Raw genomic sequence first — 20,088 nt, forward strand, 5'->3', positions numbered from 1 at the left:
AACGAAAATGCACGGCACACTCGATATTGCTCCCCATCATATGCTGTCGCGAGCCCAGGAACTTGGCGAGATGCTGCGAAGGCGACGGGAAACGCTCGATCCGGGGCGCTTGGGTCTCGGCCGCGCCGGGCGGGTTCGTACACCCGGATTGCGGCGCGAAGAAGTGGCGGCGCGCGCCGATATCGGCATCACCTGGTACACGAAGCTGGAACAGGGCCGGCCGATCCGCGTGTCGCCGCGCGTGCTCCTTTCCGTCGCGCAGGCGCTGGAATTCAACGAGGTTGAAACGGAGCATCTGTTCAGACTGGCAAACCTGCCCGTCCCGCCGCGGCTCGATTCTCCCCAGGTGTGCAAGCCGCTGACCGCCGCAAGCCAGCACATTCTCGATCAACTCTGTCCCTATCCCGCTCTCATCCAGACGCAACGTTACAATATTCGCGGCTTCAACGAGGCCTATCGCCGTCTGGTCGGAGTGGACCTCCACGCCATCCCGGCTGAAGATCGGAACTGCATCTATCTGTCCCTCGTCAATCCTGCCTGGCGTGCAAGCCAGGCCGACCCCGACGAGATGCTGGCCAACATGGCCGCCCTGTTTCGCGCCTCCATGGCCGAACATCTCGATGATCCTGTCTGGGAGCGGCAGCTGCAGCGCTACATGAGCGCCTCGGATCAGTTCCGTATCGTATGGGATCGCTACCAGCTCAAAGGCATCGAGAATGCCGTCAAGCGCTTCCGTCTTGCCGACGGCACGATCCTTGCCCTGCAATCCAACAATTGGTGGGCAAGCCCCAGCAATGACGACCGCATGATCGTCTATACGCCGGTCGATGAGATCGGAGCCGAAAGGCTGAAAACAATGATGAAACGCAAGCGGGCCTGCTGAGGGGCAAGACCGCTGGGTTTGCTCGCCAGGAAGGCGCCTACTGAGCCGCCGTCTTCGGCGCCCCCGCCTGCAGGTCCCCTTGATCGGCGAGGATCGCGGCAGCCTCGTTCAGCAGCACGTCCTTTGCGTTCTTGCGGGCTTTCTCGATGGCGATATCGGCACTCAGACTGCGCTCGTTGGCCTGCAGGCCATCGTCTTCGCCAGTGTCTACGCCGTCATTGATCTGGTCGCGCGATTTGAGGCGGTTTGCCTGGGCGGCCATTTCGTTGCGGCGTTCGGTTTCGTTGAGAGAAATAACCTGCTTGTCGCGCTGGGCTCTCAGCACGGCAATGTCTTCGACAAAGCGCTGGAAATCCTTGTCGTTCTGCACGCGCGCATCATGGCTGCTTTGCAGCTGCGGCAGCAAAGCCTTTATATTGCCGGCGGGCGTATATTTTGCCGGCTTGACCTGCGTCCACGGCAGGGCATTGTCATAGCTTGATTCACCAAAGCTCTTGGGATCCGAAAGACCCGGCAGGCTAATGTCGGGCGTCACGCCGCGCAGCTGGGTCGTGCCGCCATCGACGCGGAAAAACTGGGCCACGGTCAATTTCAGCTCGCCGAATTTCGGCTTGATGTTGTGGGCGACCTGATCGAGATTAACCACGGTTTGCACCGTGCCCTTGCCAAAGCTGGGTTCGCCGACAATCACGCCTCGGCCATAATCCTGTATCGCCGCGGCGAAAATCTCGGAAGCCGAGGCCGAACCGCGATTGATCAGCACACCGACGGCGCCGGTCCAGGCGGGGGTGGAAAGATCGTCGTTTTCGACCTCCACCTGGCCATCCGCATTGCGCTGCTGCACCACCGGACCCTTGCCGACAAACAGACCCGTCAAGTCGATCGCTTCGGAGAGCGAGCCGCCGCCATTGTTTCTAAGGTCGATCAGAACGCCTTCAACCTTGTCCTGCTTCAACTCGTCGAGGAGCTTGGCGACGTCGCGGCTCGCGCTTCGGTAATCCTTGTCGCCTTTTCGCCGCGCTTCGAAATCTTCATAGAAGGCCGGCAAGGTGATGACGCCGATCTTCCGGGTGGCATCGCCATCCTTGACCGACAGGATGGTCTTCTTGGCAGCCTGCTTATCAAGGCTGATCTTGTCACGCACCAGGCTGATCACGTGATGCTTGGCATCGGGGCCGGCATCCGCCGGCAGGATATCCAGGCGCACGACGGAACCCTTCGCGCCGCGTATCATCTGCACGATTTCATCGAGACGGGTTCCCACGACCTCCTTGATCGCACCGTTCTCGCCTTGACCGACACCGACAATGCGGTCGCCGACCGCCAGCTTGCCGGACAATTGCGCCGGGCCGCCCGCCACGAGCTCGCGGATCGTCGTGTAATCATCTCTTTCCTGCAGCACCGCGCCTATCCCGACCAGCGAGAGCTTCATGGAAATATCGAATTCAGCCGAGGCGGTCGCGCCGAAATAGTCGGTATGCGGGTCGACCGACGTCGTATAGGCATCCATGAACGACTGGAACACATCGTCGCTCTTGTATTTGTAGGCACGTTCGAGCGAATTTTCATAGCGTTTGTCGAGGGTGTCGCGAATGGCGGCATCATCCTTGCCGGCCAATTTCAGGCGCAGCCAGTCGTTCTTGACGCGTTTGCGCCACAGGTCATTGCTCTCCGCTTCCGATTGCGGCCAAGGCTGTTTGTCGCGCACCAAGGGATAGTCTTCCTGCACGCTGAAATCAAACTTCTGCTTGAGCAGGCTGCGCGCATAGCTCATGCGATCGACCACCCGCTGCTCATACGTGTTGAAAATCGAAAACGGGATATTCAGGTCTTCCTGGTTGATGGCGTCGTCGATCTTGGTGCTGCCGGCCATGAACTTGTCGATATCCGCCTGCGAGAAGATGATCCGGTCTGGGTCCAGGGATTTGATGAACCGGTTCATGACCTTGGCTGACAAAGCATCATCCAGGGGAACAGGCCTGTAATGGAAACGGGTGAGGAATTCGGCGCTCAAATGAGCGGCCTGCGCCTGTTGCGGCAGTGGCGTCAAAATTGGCGGCGAACCTGCTTCCAGAGCATATGCCGACGGAGCAATTGCTAGGAAAAGGCAGAGTAAACCATATTTCATACGCATCAAATCTTGGCCCGCTTCTGGATCGTTGAGTGTTGAATGTATGATCTTAGGTGGAACAATTATGGTTTTTTGGCAACCAGACAGATGCTTTCCTTGCGGAAACATTTTTCCAAATGCTGCCGGGAGAGCCAACCGACAACGTCTTTGCAATGCCGTTCAGGGCTGATTCCGAACGGTATTCGCGAACGGCGCCAGCCTCTGCGGAGGCAGGCCGTGAACGATCCGCGCAGGACACAATTTCCGGAAAATCCTCGCCGAGTCTCGCTAGACTTCCATGACGTCTTCGAAGGCTTCCGGAAAATTTTCACGTGCCAGCTTTTCGTTGATCACAAGCATCGCCTCATAGGACATCGGATCGAAATCCTTGTCCGCCGCCACGACCTCGCGTCCAAAGAGCAGGTTCAGGCGAGCCGCGTCGAGGTTGCCGCGCTCGAAAGGTTCGGCTCCGAATTGATGCCAGAGCGCGTGCAGGAAGGCCGCGTCGATCCGGTGTTCCTGCGATCCCGATCGCGCACGGCGAGGGAGCTGCTTGATCGGCGTTACGCCCCTGGGGTTCGCGCGGCGAATGGTGAATTGGATGCCCGTCCCCGGCATGCCGGATGGAAAGCCGCGGTGCTTCGTCATATCGGGGAGCTGCTTAGCCATGGCGATCGTTCCTGCTCGCTACGAGGTCCTGTCGGCCCTTCCAACGTTAGGGCAACTCGATGGAGAGGGCTGTGTGTGGCCGCACTCTGTCGTGATTTCCGTCTTTCCGTCAATCCCGGGACCGGACTTTCAAAGACGGCTATCAAGCCGCCTCAGTTACAAGATGATATGGCTGCACGAGGGAATCGGCTGGAATGCCCCATTCCTTGTGCAGTTTGTGAATCATATCCACCGTAAGGGCGCGTCTCCGGTTAAGTATCTCGGAGGCGCGAGACTTAGAGTTGAATAGATCGGCCAAATCGGACTGCTTGCGGCCCATCATCTCCATGTGAGCCTTGATCAGCTCTATCGGCTCTGGAGCCTCGATTGGGTAATAACGATCCTCATAGGCTTCGATGAGAGCGGAGAGAATATCGAATCGGTCTGCCTGCGGGGTGCCAAAATCGGGCGGCACATCGAAGTATTGTTCAACCTCGCCAATAGCCCAGGCAAGGTCTTCATCGTTCCTGATGGGGCGGATATTGTCCATTACACGGCCTCCGGATTGATATTATCGTATTCTTTATGAGTGCCGACAAATTTGATCAGCACACGTTGGTATGGATAAGCGACGTGGACAATCGGACGGAATTTGTTTCCCGCAATATCGAAAATAATGCGGTTATCGCTGACGAAATCGACATTCGCTCCGAACATCATTTTGACATCTGCAGGCCCGTTCCACATCGCCTTGTCGACCACTGCGTACCAAGTCCTTAATGGGGTTTCAGCTTGGGGATGGATTCCCCAAAACTTCCTCAATGTAGACTTAGCGATGATCTGCATGAGCAGTGTGTAACACATTCCCATATCGGGAACAAGGAAAATTTCCCAAAACGGGAACTCCGGAAAGCCTCTCTTGAAACAATCGAAGTTCAGAGCAATGGCGATTTCTCGGAGCTGCTTTTTTATGCCAAAAAAGCAAACATGAATAAACGCCATCCATCTGAGAGAATGTACAAAATTCCGGACATGAGAAGGTCTCATGTCCACTCAAATGAAGCGGCTCGATTGATAGAGATATGGCGGTCAATGGGCTTCCGTGGGGATCAGCGGAACCTCCGCGCCGCTGGCGTCGTAGAGCCTGCCGTTCAGAAAGTAATCGCCGTCATGGAGAATGGCGATGTCCTGAAAGCGGATCAGACGTTCTGTTCCCGCGACGAAAACCGACTGCTGGTCCGAGTTGCCGGCCTTTAGATGGTTGAACAGAAGGTTGAGGGTGATCGCCATCAATGCCGCAGAACTGATGCCGGAGTGGAAAATGGTGATGATCCACGCAGGAAAATGTTCATAGAAGCCCGGAGCTGAGATCGGGATCATCCCGAACCCGATCGACGTCGCCACGATGATGAGGTTCATATTGTTGTCGTAGTCGACCTTGGCGAGGGTCCGGATCCCGCTCGCCGTCACGGTTCCGAACAGAACGAGGCCCGCTCCTCCAAGCACGGAACTTGGAACGGCCGCCACGATGCGGCCGACGACCGGTAGCAATCCGAAGGCGACGAGGAAAAGCCCGCCGGTCGCCACGACATAGCGGCTCTTGACGCCGGTCACCGCGACAAGGCCGACATTCTGGGCAAAGGCGCTCTGCGTGAAGGAGCCGACGACGGGGGCAAGGAGGCTGGAAAGCATATCGGCGCGCAGGCCGTTGCCGAGCCGGCGGGCATCGACCTTGGTGCCGACAATTTCGCCGACGGCAAGAATATCCGCGGAAGTCTCGACGAGCGTCACCATGATGACGATGAACATCGAGACGATCGCCGCCATATCGAAGACGGGATAACCGAAATGAAAGATCTGCGGCAGGGCGACGGATGGACCGGTCATGACCCGCGAGAAATCGGCAATGCCAACGGCATAAGCGATGCCCGTGCCGATGACGATCGCGAGCAGGATGGAGAGCCTCGATATGGAGGCGCTTCCCAGCTTGCTGAGCAGCAAGACGATCACCAGCGTCACGGCCGCAAGCTGGATATTGGCCGGGCTGCCGAAATCCGGCGCATTCCTGTTGCCGCCCATGGCCCAGCCTGCCGCGACCGGCATAAGCGTGAGCCCAATGGTCGTAATGACGATGCCGGTGACAAGCGGTGGAAAGAAGCGCGTGATACGTGAAAATACCGGCGTGATGATAAGGCCGATGAATGAGGCGGCAATAACCGCGCCAAGGACGGACTGGATGCCGCCATGTCCGGTAATGGCAATCATCGTCGCGACGCCGGAAAAGGATACGCCCTGTACGAGGGGAAGGCGGCTTCCGAAGAATGGTATCCCGATCGTCTGCAAGATGGTCGCCAGGCCGCCGGCAAACAAGGAAGCCGTTACGAGCAGACCGATGTCGGTTGGCGAGAGGCTGGATGCCTGACCGAGTATCAGCGGAACGGCAACGATGCCGCCATACATTGTGAGAACATGCTGAAGGCCGTAGGCCAGGTTGGCGCCAAGGCCGAGTTTTTCGTCCTCGGGGGAAAGGGGTGCGGTATTTTCCTCTGCGGTTGCTGCCAAGGTAATCTCCTCCATACCTTTGCGTTTCTCATTTCCTCCAAATGAGCAGCATAAGTTACGGCGACTGGCCCTGCATGACTTTATAGAAAAATGCGAAACAGCTTACCGATGGGCAGGGGGCCGGCATGGCCTGTACCGGATGCCACCAGATGTTCAGGTCCGGTGGCATCCGTCGTCAGAAGCCTCTATTGGGAATCGGGTAATTCTTCGGTTTCGACGTATCCATAGACCTCAGGCAAAATGAACTTGGCCGCGAGAAAACCGATCAGCGACAGGATCGCCACCGAGAAGGTCGCGCCGGCCTTGCCGAACTGCTCGCTGAGGATGGGGAACACGAACGCACCGAAAAAAGACGCTCCCTTGACGAAGACATAGCCAAAACCCGAGGCCGTTGCCTTGAAACGACTTGGAGCGACCATGGACGATATCGTCATGCCGTTGGACGCGTCCCAATAATGGCCCCACATGAGAATGCAGGCGCCGACGACGATGATGATCTTCCAATCATACTGTATGCCAAGGCCACCTAGGATAAGGCCGAAGAATGCCAGTCCGAAACCCCACATGGCAACACCGCGATGGCCGATTCTGGGCAGCATGAGGGGCGCCACATAGCCGGAAATCGTCGCAAGGCAGAAGATCAGGGCGGTCACCATGTTCGTGCCGGTAATGTTGCCGTCGCTCGATACGCCGACGCCGCTCAGCACCAGGATGACCGGCAGGTAGAAGCCCCAGGCGGTAAATTCCGCTCCCTGGCATGCATTGGAAATCCACGAGAAGATCGTCGCCCGTTTCTTGATCGGATCCGCCCAGATAACCTTGAGGAAATCGCCGAGCCTGGGTTTGGGGAGCTGCACATCCTCGTTCGGAAGCATGTCGAGCGGATCGTCGAACAGCCGCTTGGAAACCTCCTTGGCTTTTCTGAAATGGCCGCGCTGCAACAGGGAAAGCGGTGTCTCCGGCAGGTCGAGGCGCCAGAACAGCAGGATCGCCGCCGGAACGGCGCCGAGTGCGAGAGCGATGCGCCATAGCAGCGAATGGTCCATGCCGATGACATACATCACCGTGATGATGATAATGGCGAATACCTCGCCGAGCCCGAACATGAACTGCCAGCGGCTGCCCATCTGTTCGCGCTTGCCCTTGGACATCGATTCCATGATGTAGGCGTAGCCATTGGAGATATCGCTGCCGAGCGGAATGCCGATCAGGAAGCGGATGAGGATCAGCTCCCATATGTCGCGTACGAAAGCCTGCGCGATCGCCAGGATGATGAAGAGGATCATCGTGCCGATGAAGACCTTCTTTCGTCCGAAATAGTCGGCAAAGATTCCCCCGAGCAGCGCACCGATCAAGGCGCCGCCCTGGACGGCGGCGGTGGCAAGACCGAGCTGCGCCGCCGTCGGATTGAAATCCGTCTTGATGAAGATCAGCACAAAGGCGATGGCATAGAGATCCCAGGCCTCGATGAGAATGGTTGCGATCATCATCCAGCCGCCATGCGTGCTGGATATCGTATTGGGCTTGTTTAACAGGACTCTCGTCGCTTCATCCGACAATTTCCGTATGGTTGCCGGATCATGAGTATCAATGGTTGCCGAATCATGAGTATCAATTGCCATTCACTCCTCCTCCACATGGTCTATCATTGCGCCTTGATTGCTTATGTCGCGAAGCTGAGCTGCACCTTCATTTGAGTGGTCCGGTCGCGGACGATATCGAACGCCTCGCGGATATGTTCCATCGGTACCGTCGACGTGATGATCGGCCGCACATCTATGCGTCGTTCCGCTATCATCCGGGCGGCGAGGGCATACTCGCTATGGAAACGATGTGTGCCGACCAGCCGGATCTCCTTTCCGACCAGGGCATTGAACGGGATATGCGAGCCGTTGCTGACGCCGACCGCGACGATGGTGCCGCGCGGCTTTACGATAGGAAACAGATTGCCCAGCGCGATGCCCGATCCGGTGCATTCGAAACCGACATCGAAATATCCCTTGTCTTCGGAATAGCTGGCGAGGCGGTCGCCGTCGCCACCATTGATGGTCAGGGCGGCTCCCATTTTCTCCGCCGCCTTCAACGGGGCTTCCGCCAGGTCGACGGCAACGACTTCGCGCGCGCCTGCCATGCGTGCAGCACCGATCAGAAGGGCGCCGATCGGACCCGCTCCCATGACCGCCACGCTCTTGCCAAGCAGGCTGCCGGCGTTGTTGATGGCATGAAGACCGACCGAGAGCGGCTCTGCGCAGGCCGCCTCGTCCAGGCCTGCCTCGCCGACGGGCTCGCATTGAAAATCGTCGACGACGATGAGATCGCGAAAACCGCCATCGCAGTGCGGCTTGCGCATCGCGCTTCCGAAGAACTGCATTTCCAGGCAATGCTGCTGCTGTCCAGCCTGACAAAAGCGGCAGTGGCCGCAGGGCCGGCTCGGGCAAAGCGCCACCCGATCCCCTGGCTTCACATTTTCAACGCTTGCGCCGACGGCCTCAACGGTGCCGGCGACCTCGTGACCAAGGATGATCGGTTCGGTAACGCGGATCGTGCCTATCCCGCCATCCCAGAAATAATGGATATCCGATCCGCAGATCCCTCCGGCTCCAACGCGCACCAGCACTTGTCTGTCGCCGACTGCGCCGATCTCTCGCTCCTCGATGCGTATGTCGCCTTGAGCGTGAAGCACGCAAGCTCTCGTCTTCATGAGCTCCCTCCTGTGTGTCTCGGACGGCCATCTCCGCTCAAGCAGGGCTGAGCAGCCAATCAGCCGCCGTTGTCTTGGCTGTGCCGATTTGCCAAACGGCTAGGTCGATGGCGTGAAAAAATCGGGATATTGCGCCTCGACCGACGGCAGATCCTCCAGGATGAGCTGCAGGTGCTGTCTCATCTCGCGCTCGGCCTCGTCCGGGGCGGAGCGTTCGATGCTGTCGACGATGGCGGTATGCTGTCGCACGAGTTTTTGCTGCGGAAAGCTTCTCAATGTGAGATGGCGCACGCGGTCCATCTGCAGCTTCACGTCCTCGATGACCTTCCAGCCATAGGACCGGCCCGCCGCGTCGGCCAGGGTCCAATGAAACTGCTCGTCCAATTTCATGAAATCATCAGGCCTGTCGATCGGGATTACTGCCTGCTCTTCCAGCTGCTGGCGAAGATGCTTGATCAGGCGGGCATCGCTCTTGGCCGCAAGCTCGCGTACGATATGGGTTTCGATCGCTTCGCGCACGAAACGCGCATCGATCACCTGAGCGATGCTGATCTTTCGGACAAAGGTACCGCGCTGAGGTCTGACTTCGAGCAGACCGTCCTCGGCAAGCTTGATAAAGGCCTCGCGCACCGGCTGGCGGCTCGTGGCAAATCGCCCTGCAATGTCCACTTCCGACATCGCCGTGCCCGGACTGAACTCACCTCGAACAATCAGCCGGCGGAGCGCTTTATATATTTGCGGTCCCACGGGGGCGGTCGGTTCCAGCGACCATGCGGTCGTCCGGGTCTCGTCCGTGCGTCGCGCTGTTGTTCGGGTCGAGTGGTTGATCGTCGCCATAGCGCATTCAATATAGTGGACTACCATACTAGTCAATCACAATCCTACATGCTAATGCAGTCGCACATGCAAATCATGCCGTCTCGAAGGGAATAATATCGTGAAGCAGACTTGGCGATGGTTCGGGCCGCGGGATCAGGTTTCGATCGACGATATGCTGCAGGCTGGGGTGCAGGGTGTTGTCAGCGCGCTGCATCACGTCGCGACCGGAGCCGTGTGGTCCGCAGCCGAGATTACGAAGCGCAAGGCCGAAATAAGCCGGATGACGGATGGCGGCCCCTCCGGTCTCGCCTGGGACGTGGTCGAAAGCCTGCCCGTTTCGGAAGATATCAAGAAGCAGAAAGGCGAGTGGCGCGAGCATATCGCAAACTACAAGCTCAGCCTTGGCCATCTTCGCGATGCCGGCATCGAAACGATTTGCTACAATTTCATGCCGGTGCTGGATTGGACGAGAACGCATCTGAGATGGCGCCTGCCCAACGGCGCGACCTGCATGCGGTTCGATCTGGTCGATTTTGCCGCCTTCGATCTGTTTATCCTCGCCCGGGCCGCAGCTGCACAGGAGCTGCCCGACTGGCTAGTGGAGCAGGCACGCGAGCGGCATGCGGGCATGAGCCAGGAGGAACGGCAGGCGCTGGCAAACAATATCGTCTGCGGCCTGCCAGGTGCTGCTGAAAACTTCACGCTGGCGGATGTGCGCGCCCATCTGGAGGATTATGATGATGTCTCGGCGGACCGGCTGCGGGCTCATCAGATAGATTTCCTTTCCGAAGTCGTTCCCGTGGCGGAAGAGCTTGGCATGCGGCTATGCTGCCATCCGGATGATCCGCCGCTCGCGCTTCTCGGCCTGCCGCGCATCATGTCGACGGAGGCGGATTATGCGGCGCTGATGAAAGCCGTCGACAGCCCGGCAAACGGCATCACGCTGTGTACCGGATCACTGGGCGCCCGGCCGGACAATGACCTGCCCGGCATGATGGAACGGCTCGGCGATCGCGTGCATTTTCTGCATCTGCGCAACGTCAAGCGCGAATCCAGCGATGTCTACGGTTCCTTCTACGAAGCCGAGCATCTTGGGGGAGGTACCGACATGGTGGCGATGATTGCCGCCATCGTGCGCGAAGAGCGTCGCCGTGCCGCCAGCGGGCGCGTCGATTGGCAAATCCCGATGCGGCCGGATCACGGACAGGATATTCTCGATGACCTCAAGCGTGAAGGTCAGCCCGGCTATCCCGCCATCGGGCGGCTCAAAGGCCTTGCCGAACTGCGCGGCATCGAGACGGCATTGTCCCACCCCTCGGCAGGGCTGCGGGCATGACCGATCGGAAGCGCCTGTCTTCGCTCGCCGACATAGCCGGTTCTGCGTCAAGGCCCGGCTATGAGCCCGGCCGTCACGGTCGCGGCATCGTGCATCTGGGAGTGGGCGCATTCCATCGCGCTCATCAGGCCGATTACACGGATGCGGCCCTTGCCGCTCGCGGCGGTGATTGGCGTGTCGTGGGCGTGAGCCTTCGCGGCCATGATGTTGCCGACGCCCTTAATCCGCAAAACGGCCTCTACACGCTGATCGAACGCGATGCGGCCGGAGCACGTGCAAGGGTCATCGGCAGTGTAGAACGCGTCATCGCCGCGAGCCGCGAGCCTGCTGCACTGATGCAGGCGCTCGTCGACCCGGCGACGCGCATCGTGTCGATGACCGTGACCGAGAAGGCCTACGGCATCGACCGTGCCAGGATGACGGTCGCTCTCAACCATTCCGCCGTCGCGGCGGACCTGGCAAAACCTGCACAGCCGAGCGGCGTGCTCGGCGTGCTGACGGAGGCACTGAAGCGTCGGCGCGCGTCGGGCACCGCGCCTTTTACCGTGCTGTGCTGCGATAATCTGCCTGACAATGGGGCTTTCGTTCGGGCAGGGGTCATTGATTTTGCTCGCAGATCCGACCCTGCGCTTGCCGACTGGATTGCAGCCGATGTCGCCTTTCCGTCAAGCATGGTCGATCGCATTACGCCCGCGGCAACCCAGCGGACGCTCGACGATGCCCAGCAAATGACGGGCTGTGTGGATCATGCCGCGATCGAAACCGAACCTTTTCGGCAATGGGTGATCGAAGACCGCTTTCCAGGCGGGCGCCCGGCCTGGGAGACGGGCGGCGCATTGTTTGTCGATGACGTGCGTCCCTACGAGACGATGAAGCTGCGCATGCTCAATGGATCGCATTCGATGCTGGCCTATGCCGGTTTTCTGACCGGCCGGCGCTATGTCCGCGATACGGTCGGCCCGGCCGGCTTCCGCCCCTTGGTCATGCGGCATCTGAGCACTGCGGCTTCCACGCTTCGGCCGCTGCCCGGCATAGAACTCGACGCCTATGCGGCGGATATTCTTGCCCGCTTCGCCAATCCCGCCATTGCCCACGAAACACGTCAGATTTCGATGGATGGCACCGAGAAGTTGCCGCAGCGCCTGCTGGCACCGGCCGTAGAGCTATTGGCCAAAAGCGCGGACACAGAGCCCATTGCCTTCGCCGTTGCAGCCTGGATGCGCTATTGTCTCGGACGCCTGGACGACGGAACGGCTTATGCCCTCAACGACCCGCGCGAGACCGATATCGCCAAGGCCATTTCGGGCGTCCGCTCGCCGTCCGATCTAGCCAGGGCCTTGCATGCCCTTCCGGGGCTATTTCCTGACCGTCTTCGCTCCGACCCCAAATGGCTGGATGCCGTGTCGTCCCGCCTTGGTAGGATGATGACGGATGGGATGGAGGCAGCGGTCGCTTCCGAACTGGCGCATTAGCATACGGCTGATGCCGTCTCTGATGACGAGCAAAGTCTTCAAAATATCCCCTGTGGACGAATCACATGCTTCCCTTGTCGAAGGGCTGATCGGCTCTAGTTTGCGAATCTCTAATGATTTGTAAGGGTTAGTGGTTGTGAGTTATGATTGGAGCGGCGTCCGAACACGGCGCATCAAGGCAATCAAGATGGCGATTTCGGTGGCAATTGCCGTGGTAATCCTGGGTGCGCCGGCAATGCTTTGGCTGAACGGTTCGTTTTGAACGTTCCGGGACTTAAGACTTCAAACAGTATTCAATGAGGCGAAGGCCGGTTTCCCCGCCTTCGCCCTTGTTTTCTCTAAGGTGCTGCTGCGGCACGCTCTTCGGATAAGAGCCGAGCCACTTCACGCAAACCGTCACGGCGCGGCACGCTCCTCCAGATCGGCATAGACCAGATAGCGTAGCGGACCGGATGTTACGGCATCGAAGGGAAAGCATGTCGCGAGAACGAGATGAACGCCAGGTGCATCGGGGTCGATCCCGGCCTCATCCCAGCGTGCGACGGCCATATGCGTCACGCGGAAGGTGAAAAGCCGGCCATCGCGGCGCGCGATCCTGATCTGGTCATTTTCCTTGATATTTCGCAGGAAGGTGAAGTGCGTATCCCGATGCGCCGCGTAAACCGCCGTACCGTTCTCGCCGGCCTCCGGCGTATTATCGAGATGACCGGGACCAAAGGCCAATGCCTGGCCGCTGGCGCCATTGAGGGCGATGGCGGAAACGCCGAGACGTGGAACCTCTATCCGCGCCACGGGCCAGGTGTCGGCCCAGCTCCAGGGCTTGACCGGCAAGCCGGACACTATGCTCTCGGCAAGGGCGCGCTCCAGCAGAGCCTGAGCCAGGGCTGCTTTCGCGTAGATCCATCCGCCCTGGGCAGCGAGGAAGAGGCCTGAGGCTATCAAAATGCCGGCGGCCAGGGACAGAAGGGAGCGCGCCGGTGCGCTCCCGATTGATTGGATCCGAGCGACGGCACTCATGCCTTGCTCCTTCTCGATACGAAGACCAGCAGCGACGTTCCGAACAGCAGGGCAAGCAATCCCTGAAGGATAAGGAGCGTTGCGGGCGTTGCCGTCTGCGGCAGGGGCGGGCTTGCGGAAGGCGACGCCGAAATTTCCTGAGCATCTGTGGCGGTTTCGACGCTTTGCGATGTGTCGCTCGCCTGGTGGTGCCTGGTGTCTGCCTTCGCTTCCCGCGTCGTATCGATGCCGAGGAGCTTGTCGTAATCCCAGCCGGCCGGCAACTGCAGCGGGATATCGGCCGCAGTCAGGGGTACGTTTGCCGGGCGCAGGCGCCTGCTGTCGACTGCGACGAGGCTCGTGAGGCGCGTCACCAGATGATGCTCCAGCGCCAGGTGCAGGATGCGCTTGTCCGCTTCCGTCTGCGTGATCTTGCCGAGCGTGAGATTGACTTCGGCATCGTCGATCTGGCGACGTGCCCAGATCTTGGAGATACCCTTGGCATTGCTTGCCTGATCGAGCGGCAAGGAGATCGTCCACGGGCGGTCACCGACCATGCCGCTGACGGTCAGTGTACCAGCAGCTTTCCCCATGCGTGCTGCCAGGACCAGCGGTTCGCCATGATAGATGTCGGGCAGGAGGTTGGGCGAGATGTTGACATTCTTTTCCGAGAAGTCCGCCGCGACATTGGTGACGGCAGGGTTTTCCAGCTTGTCGAAGAGGGCGCGCATGCGCTCATTCACCTCGGCGACCGAACCGATATGGGTGAAGCTGCCGCGGCCGAGTTCGGCGGCACGGCTCATCAGGTAGGTGTTCGGCGCGGAGCCGATACCGACCATGAAGATGCGCGAGCGTCCACGCGATTGAGCGATGGCATCGAGAAGCTGCTGCTCGTTGTTGACCTCGCCGTCGGTCAGGAACACGACCTGACGCAATCCATTGGCCTGATGGCTGTCGTCGAGCGCGGCATGGAGCGGCGGCAGCATTTCGGTTCCTCCGGCAGCCTCCAGGCCGGTGACGAAGCGGCGTGCGGAGGCGATATTGTTGGCCGTCGCCATGACCGAATCCGGGAAGAACTTGGTCATCGTGTCGTCGAAGCGAATGACGTTGAAGCGATCGTTCGGCTCGAGCCGAGACAGGGCATAATCGAGGCTCGCCCTTGCCTGTTCGATCGACGTGCCGCCCATGGAGCCGGAATTGTCGATGACGAAGACCACTTCGCGGCCGGCCTTTTGCGGTGTCACCACAGCCGGCGGCATCACATAGGCAAGCACATAATCATCCTTGCTGACGTGCTCGCGGAAGAGACCGACGCTCGGTATATTGCTTGCAACCGCGCTCCATTCAAGCACGAAATCGCGGTCGGCCGTTGCATCGCCGTCCAGAACGATCCGGCGCGCGCTGTCGTTCAGCCTGTCGATCTTGATCGTGTGATAGAGACTTTTGACGTCATCAAGCGGGAAACCGGCATCGAGATTGACCTTCAGCGTGACCGCATTGGTGCGGGTGCTGTCGGGGACCATCAGAGGTGCCGAGACGGGCGTGTCGCCGGTCTTGCGCGACGGGTTTTGCTTGCTCTGACCCCAGCCGGCCTTCAGGTCTGCCTGCTGTGTGATGGCTTCCGCATTTTGCGGTGTATAGCGAGGAGCGACGACCAGCGGAACCCGCAAGGAGAAGCGGCCATCGGCCAGGTGTATGGCCTGCTGATATTCGATCTGGACGACGATTTTTTCATGCGGGCCTATGTTGGCGACGGCATTGGTGAAGACATTCGGCCGTTGCTGCTCGACGAGGGACGCCTTCTTCCCCTCTCTGCGCGCCTTCTCGTAGATGGCGCGTGCGGCCTGCTTCTCCTTGATATCGGCGACAACGACCCGGTTGCCGACGATCATCTTCAGGGAATAGACGGCGCTGTCTTCCGGAAGAGGGAATACGTAGAGAGCCTCAACCCATTTATCGGTCGAGTTTTCGAAGGCCTGCGTCAGGACCGCGCGTGCCGTCGGGCCGCTGACGTCGATATCGACGTCGGTCGCAAGGCGGGGCGCCTCGACATATTTCCCATCCTGCGTCGTCTGGAGAAGAAGGCTGCCCGCGCCCATTTCGTTTGGGGTGACGAAGGCCGCCGGCTGCGCGTGTGATTCCAGGGGATGCAGCAGTGCGAAAATGACGGCAAGCACCGGCAGCAGGATGGCATTGCTGAACCATAGTAACAGGCCGACGCTTGTAAGGACGGCGTGCCGATTTCGGCTGCGTGAAAGGCTTGGCGAGGCTGACATGACAGGCTCCTTGTTCGCTGTGGAATGACTGAAGCCATTGTGAACAAAGGCTATTTTCTCGCCAGCGTAAGCTTTGCCCTGTTTCGTCCGCATCTTGCCGCAAACGGTCTTGCCGGTGACGGCCATGTGTGGAATTGTGAAGAAAATTACGCAATCAGGAAACGAGTGAATGGTCCAGGGCGACCCGTATCTATCCGATCATCAGAACAGTGCCGTGGCTGAGCGGGTGAGGGAGGAAATTGCCCGGCGGCGAATTTCCAGGCAGCGACTTGCCAACGACGCGCGCATCAGTCTTTCGACATTGGAGAAGGCTCTTTCCGGGCACCGGCCCTTCACGCTTGCGACCCTCATTCGCCTGGAGCAGGCGATGGGGGTCGTCCTGCGTGATGCCGGCGGTTCGCAGTCGCCTCCGATCAACGACAAGCCCGGCCATGCACCCGAGGAGCTCGGTGCCTATTCCCGCGCTTCGGTCTCATGGCTCGAGGGCACTTACCTGACGCTGCGCCCGTCCTTCGGCGATCCGAATGCGATTTTCGCCTATTGCACCGAGATCGCCTGGGATGGAGAGCGCACCTGTCTGAGCTTCCGGGAACGGGAGCGCATCGATGCCTCGTTTTCACAGCAGGGCTCGGTCTCCGTTCCGCATCTGTCGGGGCACATCTACCTCGTGACGAATTCGTCCGGCCAATACCGCATGGCGATCTTGTCGAGGCCCAGCATCACGGGCGAGATGTTCGGCCTGCTGACGACCTTGCGCGCTGGTCAGGGTTCGCATCTGACGCCTGTCTCGACGCCGCTCGCCCTGCTGCCGCTCGCCGCCTTCGCGCAACCGTCGCTGGGGCGCGTTTCGGCGGGAGATCAAAATCACGAGGCCTATACAGCGATAATGCGCAGGATTACTGGCGAGAGCTATGCCGGATTCGTGGGCTGAGACACGCTGTCGGCATAGCCATTATCGGGCATCGTGAAAGATGATGCCGGCAGTGTGACGCATGCCCGAGCGGACACGGCTGACCCCGTGGCGGAGATTGACACGGTAGCTCCCCTTGGCTCCCCGCACGGGGCGGTTATGAACCGCGAAGGCGACAGCATCGCCTTGGCGGAGCGGCACGACCTCCACACGGCTTTGCATGCGCGGCCGCTGCTCGGTCAAAACAAACTCGCCTCCGGTAAAATCCCGTCCCGGCTCGGAAAGCAGGGTTGCCAACTGGATGGGAAAGGCAAGCTCACCGTAGAGATCCTGGTGCAGGCAATTGAAGTCTCCGGGCACATATTGCAGCAATAGTGGTGTCGGGCGTGTCTGGCCGGCCGCATGGCATTGCTTCAGGAACGAAGCATGCTCATCGGGATAGCGTTCCTCGATGCCCATGCGTTCGTTCCATCCGTTGGCGGTGCCGGCCAGATGAGGATAGAGCGCAGTGCGCAATCCACTGAGAAGCCCGGGCAATGGATAGCTGAAGTAGCGGTATTCACCCCTCCCGAAACCGTGGCGCGCCATGATGATATGGCTGCGGAAGTGGTGCTCCTGCGGGTATAGGCTCGAGATCGCATGGCATTCCTCGGGCGCGAGCAGCTGCGGGAGGACGGCGCAGCCGAAGCTGTCGAGCTCTCCGGTGAGGGCTTTCCAATCATAGGCGTCGACGCGTGCCTCGACGGAGCTTTCGATGGAGGCCGAAGCGAGAATGGATGTCGGTGTGTTCATGTCATGTCCTCGGTCTGGGCGGTTTCAGGTGGCTTCGATGCTGCCGGGCGCCGCGAGAGCTCGAATCCTAACTTCCAAACTGCGACGATCGCCACCCGATTTACGATGAGCCGCTCACATGAATGAATCTCCCTTGAGGCTACACTTCGATACAATCGGGTTCTTTCCTGAAATCTCGCAGATACAATCCGGCGCGATCTTCCTGTCAGATCATCGGTCGGGCAGGAGTCTAAAATGAAATTCGCATTCCTTGGCGCATTTGCCGTCTCAAGCCTTGCTGTCGGCGTTGCCGCTTCGCAGTCGGCAGGTCCCGCAACGCCGCCCGAAAACGCCTCGCCGATCTATGGCGTGACTATCCCGGAAGGCTACAGAGACTGGAAATTCATCGCGCCGGCGCAGGAAGCCCCGCCGCTCGACGAGCTTCGCGCGGTGCTCGGCAACGATATTGCCGTCGAAGCCTACAAGAAGGGTACCCTGCCTTTCCCGGACGGTTCCATCCTTGTCAAGCTGGCCTACAAGCGAAAGCAATCCAGCGAGTTTGCTCCGGCAACGGTGCCAGGAGCGCCGACGACGGTGCAGGTCATGGTGAAGGATTCGAAGAAATATCCAGACAGCCACGGCTGGGGCTTCGGACGGTTCATCGATGGCAAGCCGGTCGATATTGCGCAACATGAGACCTGTCTCAGCTGCCATGTCGGCAACGTGAAGGACCATGACTACGTCTTCACTCGCTATGCACCATAAGGCTCGGCAACGTTACGCAGTTGGAAATTGCCGGCCCGATTCTTCACATCCGGCCGGCCGGCTATCCATGGTCTCCTCCTCCCGCCGGGATAGCCGCCCCCATCTTTTAAACCGGTTGGATCATTGGTATCGCCCCATCGCTCCTGGCGCGCAGCCACCGGGCCTTTTCCGTTATTATGGAATGCGGCAGCAAGCCCACACGGGTCGATGATCTTGCGGGCTTTGGCATTCCCGCTGCTACGTCTTGTTCTCCACCGAAACCTGATACTTGCCACTAGGCCATGTACGGCGGCGCGTCCTTTCTCGCTCGCCTATCTGGCCGGAGGCACCACGTCTTGTGTGCTTTTCACCCTTACCGGCAGACTCTGAAAACGCGGCCTTTGTAATCCATCGTAGCCTTCCTCGGTCTTGATACCGAGGGATACAATTCGATGCGGTTGACGACACAACGGGGATACACGCGGAAAGCAGAACTTCGCGGCATTCAACAAACCTACCAAATATATGGAGCTCCTGATGTCGCCTTCATCCTTCTCATTGAATCGACGAGCCTTCGTCACCGCAGCTGCTGTCGCCAGTGCAGCGGCGCTGCTCAAGCCTGCGATGTCCTTTGCCGGCTCTGAGGCCTTGCCCGATGGCGCCAAGCCGTTCAAGGTTCATATCCCCGACAGTGCGATTGCCGATTTGAAGCAGAGGCTTGCGACGGCACACTGGCCGCTCAAGGAAAATGTTGCCGATGATTCCCAGGGCGTGCAGCTCGAGCGCCTGCGCGATCTCGTTGGATATTGGGCCGACGGCTATGATTGGCGGAAGGTGGAGCAGAAGCTCAATTCCCTTCCGATGTTCATCACGGAAATCGACGGGCTCGATATTCACTTCATTCACGTGCGCTCTCCGCACGAAAACGCAATGCCGCTGATCATGACCCATGGCTGGCCGGGCTCGATCCTGGAAATGCTCAAGGTGATCGATCCTTTGACGAACCCGACGGCCCACGGTGGCAAGGCCGAAGATGCGTTTCATCTGGTCGTGCCGTCGATCCCCGGCTTCGGCTTCTCAGGCAAGCCGACGACGAGGGGCTGGGGTTCGGACCATATCGGCCGGGCATGGGGCACGCTGATGCATCGCCTTGGCTATGAGCGGTTCGTCTCGCAGGGTGGCGATTGCGGCTCGGTCATCTCGCAGCGCATGGCGCTCCAGAATGTGCCGGGATTGCTCGGCATCCATCTCAACATGCCCGGCATCGTCCCCAAGGAGATTGCCCACATTCTTGCAGCCGGCGATCCCGCTCCGGCTGATCTGACGGACAAGGAGCGCGCCTGCTTCGACAAGCTGGCGGAGTTCTATCGCGACAGCTCGGGCTACGCCAATATGATGGTCACCCGCCCGCAGACCATCGGCTATTCGCTCGTCGACTCGCCGGTCGGCCTGGCCGCTTGGATCTACGATAAGTTTGTCACCTGGACTTACAGTAACAAGCAGCCGGAAAAGGTTTTGAGCCGCGACGAGATGCTGGATGACATTTCTCTCTACTGGTTCACGGAAACCGGAACGTCTGCGGCCCAGATCTATTGGGAAGACCATTCCAACAACTTCAACGCCATCCAGATTCCAACGCTGCCGGTTGCCGTCAGTGTCTTTCCCGGCGAAATCTACCAGGCCCCAAAGACCTGGACCGAGCGTTGCTATGGCAACCTGATCTACTTCAATGAGGCCGACAATGGCGGGCATTTTGCCGCCTGGGAACAGCCGGCGATTTTCGCCAACGAAGTCAGGGCGGCATTCCGCTCGCTGCGTTAGGGGGCTCCGGCCTCTTGGTTGGTGAAAGCCTCGCAGGCG

17 protein-coding genes are annotated in these 20,088 nt (G+C 59.5%); 6 read left to right on the forward strand and 11 right to left on the reverse strand.

Going from position 1 to position 20,088, the window contains the following annotated elements; all coding sequences use genetic code 11:
- The first annotated feature begins 7 nt into the window (after positions 1 to 7).
- The gene (locus tag FP026_RS06875; RefSeq protein WP_149633877.1) at positions 8 to 883 is read left to right on the forward strand and encodes a helix-turn-helix transcriptional regulator; all 876 of its coding nucleotides are present in this window, start codon (positions 8 to 10) and stop codon (positions 881 to 883) included.
- 37 nt (positions 884 to 920) lie between these two features.
- On the opposite strand, the gene FP026_RS06880 is transcribed toward FP026_RS06875, so the two are convergent.
- The 8 genes from FP026_RS06880 to FP026_RS06915 all read right to left on the reverse strand — a co-directional run bounded on the left by FP026_RS06880 (position 921) and on the right by FP026_RS06915 (position 9,651).
- The gene (locus tag FP026_RS06880; protein WP_149633878.1) at positions 921 to 3,017 is read right to left on the reverse strand and encodes a carboxy terminal-processing peptidase; all 2,097 of its coding nucleotides are present in this window, start codon (positions 3,015 to 3,017) and stop codon (positions 921 to 923) included.
- 264 nt (positions 3,018 to 3,281) lie between these two features.
- On the reverse strand, positions 3,282 to 3,662 hold the full coding sequence (locus FP026_RS06885) for a hypothetical protein (RefSeq protein ID WP_149633879.1): 381 nt from the start codon (positions 3,660 to 3,662) through the stop codon (positions 3,282 to 3,284).
- 142 nt (positions 3,663 to 3,804) lie between these two features.
- Entirely contained in the window at positions 3,805 to 4,191 is a 387-nt protein-coding gene (locus FP026_RS06890) for a helix-turn-helix domain-containing protein (protein ID WP_149633880.1), read from the reverse strand.
- Positions 4,191 to 4,487: a type II toxin-antitoxin system HigB family toxin gene (locus tag FP026_RS06895; protein WP_149634108.1), complete on the reverse strand. Its 297-nt coding sequence runs from the start codon at positions 4,485 to 4,487 to the stop codon at positions 4,191 to 4,193. Before FP026_RS06895 ends, FP026_RS06890 begins: the two co-directional genes overlap by 1 nt.
- Before the next feature lie 243 nt (positions 4,488 to 4,730).
- Entirely contained in the window at positions 4,731 to 6,203 is a 1,473-nt protein-coding gene (locus FP026_RS06900; protein WP_149633881.1) for a nucleobase:cation symporter-2 family protein, read from the reverse strand.
- A 185-nt stretch (positions 6,204 to 6,388) separates the two neighbouring features.
- On the reverse strand, positions 6,389 to 7,825 hold the full coding sequence (locus FP026_RS06905; protein ID WP_149633882.1) for an MFS transporter: 1,437 nt from the start codon (positions 7,823 to 7,825) through the stop codon (positions 6,389 to 6,391).
- 41 nt (positions 7,826 to 7,866) lie between these two features.
- On the reverse strand, positions 7,867 to 8,904 hold the full coding sequence (locus FP026_RS06910) for an L-idonate 5-dehydrogenase (RefSeq protein ID WP_149633883.1): 1,038 nt from the start codon (positions 8,902 to 8,904) through the stop codon (positions 7,867 to 7,869).
- Positions 8,905 to 9,003: 99 nt separating this feature from the next.
- A complete protein-coding gene (locus tag FP026_RS06915) occupies positions 9,004 to 9,651 on the reverse strand; it encodes a GntR family transcriptional regulator (protein ID WP_281408581.1) in 648 nt (215 codons plus the stop codon).
- A gap of 190 nt (positions 9,652 to 9,841) precedes the next feature.
- On the opposite strand from FP026_RS06915, the gene uxuA reads away from it, so the two are divergent.
- Together uxuA and FP026_RS06925 are read left to right on the forward strand one after the other, a co-directional pair.
- A complete protein-coding gene (gene uxuA, locus FP026_RS06920; protein ID WP_149633884.1) occupies positions 9,842 to 11,059 on the forward strand; it encodes a mannonate dehydratase in 1,218 nt (405 codons plus the stop codon).
- The gene (locus tag FP026_RS06925) at positions 11,056 to 12,531 is read left to right on the forward strand and encodes a mannitol dehydrogenase family protein (RefSeq protein ID WP_149633885.1); all 1,476 of its coding nucleotides are present in this window, start codon (positions 11,056 to 11,058) and stop codon (positions 12,529 to 12,531) included. Before uxuA ends, FP026_RS06925 begins: the two co-directional genes overlap by 4 nt.
- A 396-nt stretch (positions 12,532 to 12,927) precedes the next feature.
- Here the strand turns inward: FP026_RS06925 and FP026_RS06930 are convergent, their stop codons facing one another.
- Positions 12,928 to 13,548: a class GN sortase gene (locus FP026_RS06930; protein ID WP_149633886.1), complete on the reverse strand. Its 621-nt coding sequence runs from the start codon at positions 13,546 to 13,548 to the stop codon at positions 12,928 to 12,930.
- The gene (locus FP026_RS06935) at positions 13,545 to 15,803 is read right to left on the reverse strand and encodes a marine proteobacterial sortase target protein (RefSeq protein WP_149633887.1); all 2,259 of its coding nucleotides are present in this window, start codon (positions 15,801 to 15,803) and stop codon (positions 13,545 to 13,547) included. Before FP026_RS06935 ends, FP026_RS06930 begins: the two co-directional genes overlap by 4 nt.
- 169 nt (positions 15,804 to 15,972) lie before the next feature.
- On the opposite strand from FP026_RS06935, the gene FP026_RS06940 reads away from it, so the two are divergent.
- On the forward strand, positions 15,973 to 16,734 hold the full coding sequence (locus tag FP026_RS06940) for a helix-turn-helix domain-containing protein (protein WP_149633888.1): 762 nt from the start codon (positions 15,973 to 15,975) through the stop codon (positions 16,732 to 16,734).
- Positions 16,735 to 16,755: 21 nt separating this feature from the next.
- On the opposite strand, the gene FP026_RS06945 is transcribed toward FP026_RS06940, so the two are convergent.
- Positions 16,756 to 17,505, reverse strand: a complete 750-nt coding sequence (locus FP026_RS06945; protein WP_149633889.1) for a 2OG-Fe(II) oxygenase — start codon at positions 17,503 to 17,505, stop codon at positions 16,756 to 16,758.
- Positions 17,506 to 17,739: 234 nt separating this feature from the next.
- On the opposite strand from FP026_RS06945, the gene FP026_RS06950 reads away from it, so the two are divergent.
- Positions 17,740 to 18,249: a cytochrome P460 family protein gene (locus FP026_RS06950; protein WP_149633890.1), complete on the forward strand. Its 510-nt coding sequence runs from the start codon at positions 17,740 to 17,742 to the stop codon at positions 18,247 to 18,249.
- A gap of 516 nt (positions 18,250 to 18,765) precedes the next feature.
- Entirely contained in the window at positions 18,766 to 20,049 is a 1,284-nt protein-coding gene (locus tag FP026_RS06955; protein WP_149633891.1) for an epoxide hydrolase family protein, read from the forward strand.
- The last annotated feature ends 39 nt before the right edge of the window (positions 20,050 to 20,088 follow it).

Origin of the sequence: Martinezella tropici (assembly GCF_008370325.1) — a bacterium.
Taxonomy (GTDB): domain Bacteria; phylum Pseudomonadota; class Alphaproteobacteria; order Rhizobiales; family Rhizobiaceae; genus Rhizobium; species Rhizobium tropici_B.

Bases quoted from the DNA above. Each gene is read 5' to 3' on its own strand.
- FP026_RS06875 (WP_149633877.1), top strand. From the start codon at position 8: ATGCACGGCACACTCGATATTGCTCCCCATCATATGCTGTCGCGAGCC.
- FP026_RS06880 (WP_149633878.1), bottom strand. From the start codon at position 3,017: ATGCGTATGAAATATGGTTTACTCTGCCTTTTCCTAGCAATTGCTCCG.
- FP026_RS06885 (WP_149633879.1), bottom strand. From the start codon at position 3,662: ATGGCTAAGCAGCTCCCCGATATGACGAAGCACCGCGGCTTTCCATCC.
- FP026_RS06890 (WP_149633880.1), bottom strand. From the start codon at position 4,191: ATGGACAATATCCGCCCCATCAGGAACGATGAAGACCTTGCCTGGGCT.
- FP026_RS06895 (WP_149634108.1), bottom strand. From the start codon at position 4,487: ATGCAGATCATCGCTAAGTCTACATTGAGGAAGTTTTGGGGAATCCAT.
- FP026_RS06905 (WP_149633882.1), bottom strand. From the start codon at position 7,825: ATGGCAATTGATACTCATGATTCGGCAACCATTGATACTCATGATCCG.
- FP026_RS06910 (WP_149633883.1), bottom strand. From the start codon at position 8,904: ATGAAGACGAGAGCTTGCGTGCTTCACGCTCAAGGCGACATACGCATC.
- FP026_RS06925 (WP_149633885.1), top strand. From the start codon at position 11,056: ATGACCGATCGGAAGCGCCTGTCTTCGCTCGCCGACATAGCCGGTTCT.
- FP026_RS06930 (WP_149633886.1), bottom strand. From the start codon at position 13,548: ATGAGTGCCGTCGCTCGGATCCAATCAATCGGGAGCGCACCGGCGCGC.
- FP026_RS06935 (WP_149633887.1), bottom strand. From the start codon at position 15,803: ATGTCAGCCTCGCCAAGCCTTTCACGCAGCCGAAATCGGCACGCCGTC.
- FP026_RS06940 (WP_149633888.1), top strand. From the start codon at position 15,973: ATGGTCCAGGGCGACCCGTATCTATCCGATCATCAGAACAGTGCCGTG.
- FP026_RS06945 (WP_149633889.1), bottom strand. From the start codon at position 17,505: ATGAACACACCGACATCCATTCTCGCTTCGGCCTCCATCGAAAGCTCC.
- FP026_RS06950 (WP_149633890.1), top strand. From the start codon at position 17,740: ATGAAATTCGCATTCCTTGGCGCATTTGCCGTCTCAAGCCTTGCTGTC.
- FP026_RS06955 (WP_149633891.1), top strand. From the start codon at position 18,766: ATGTCGCCTTCATCCTTCTCATTGAATCGACGAGCCTTCGTCACCGCA.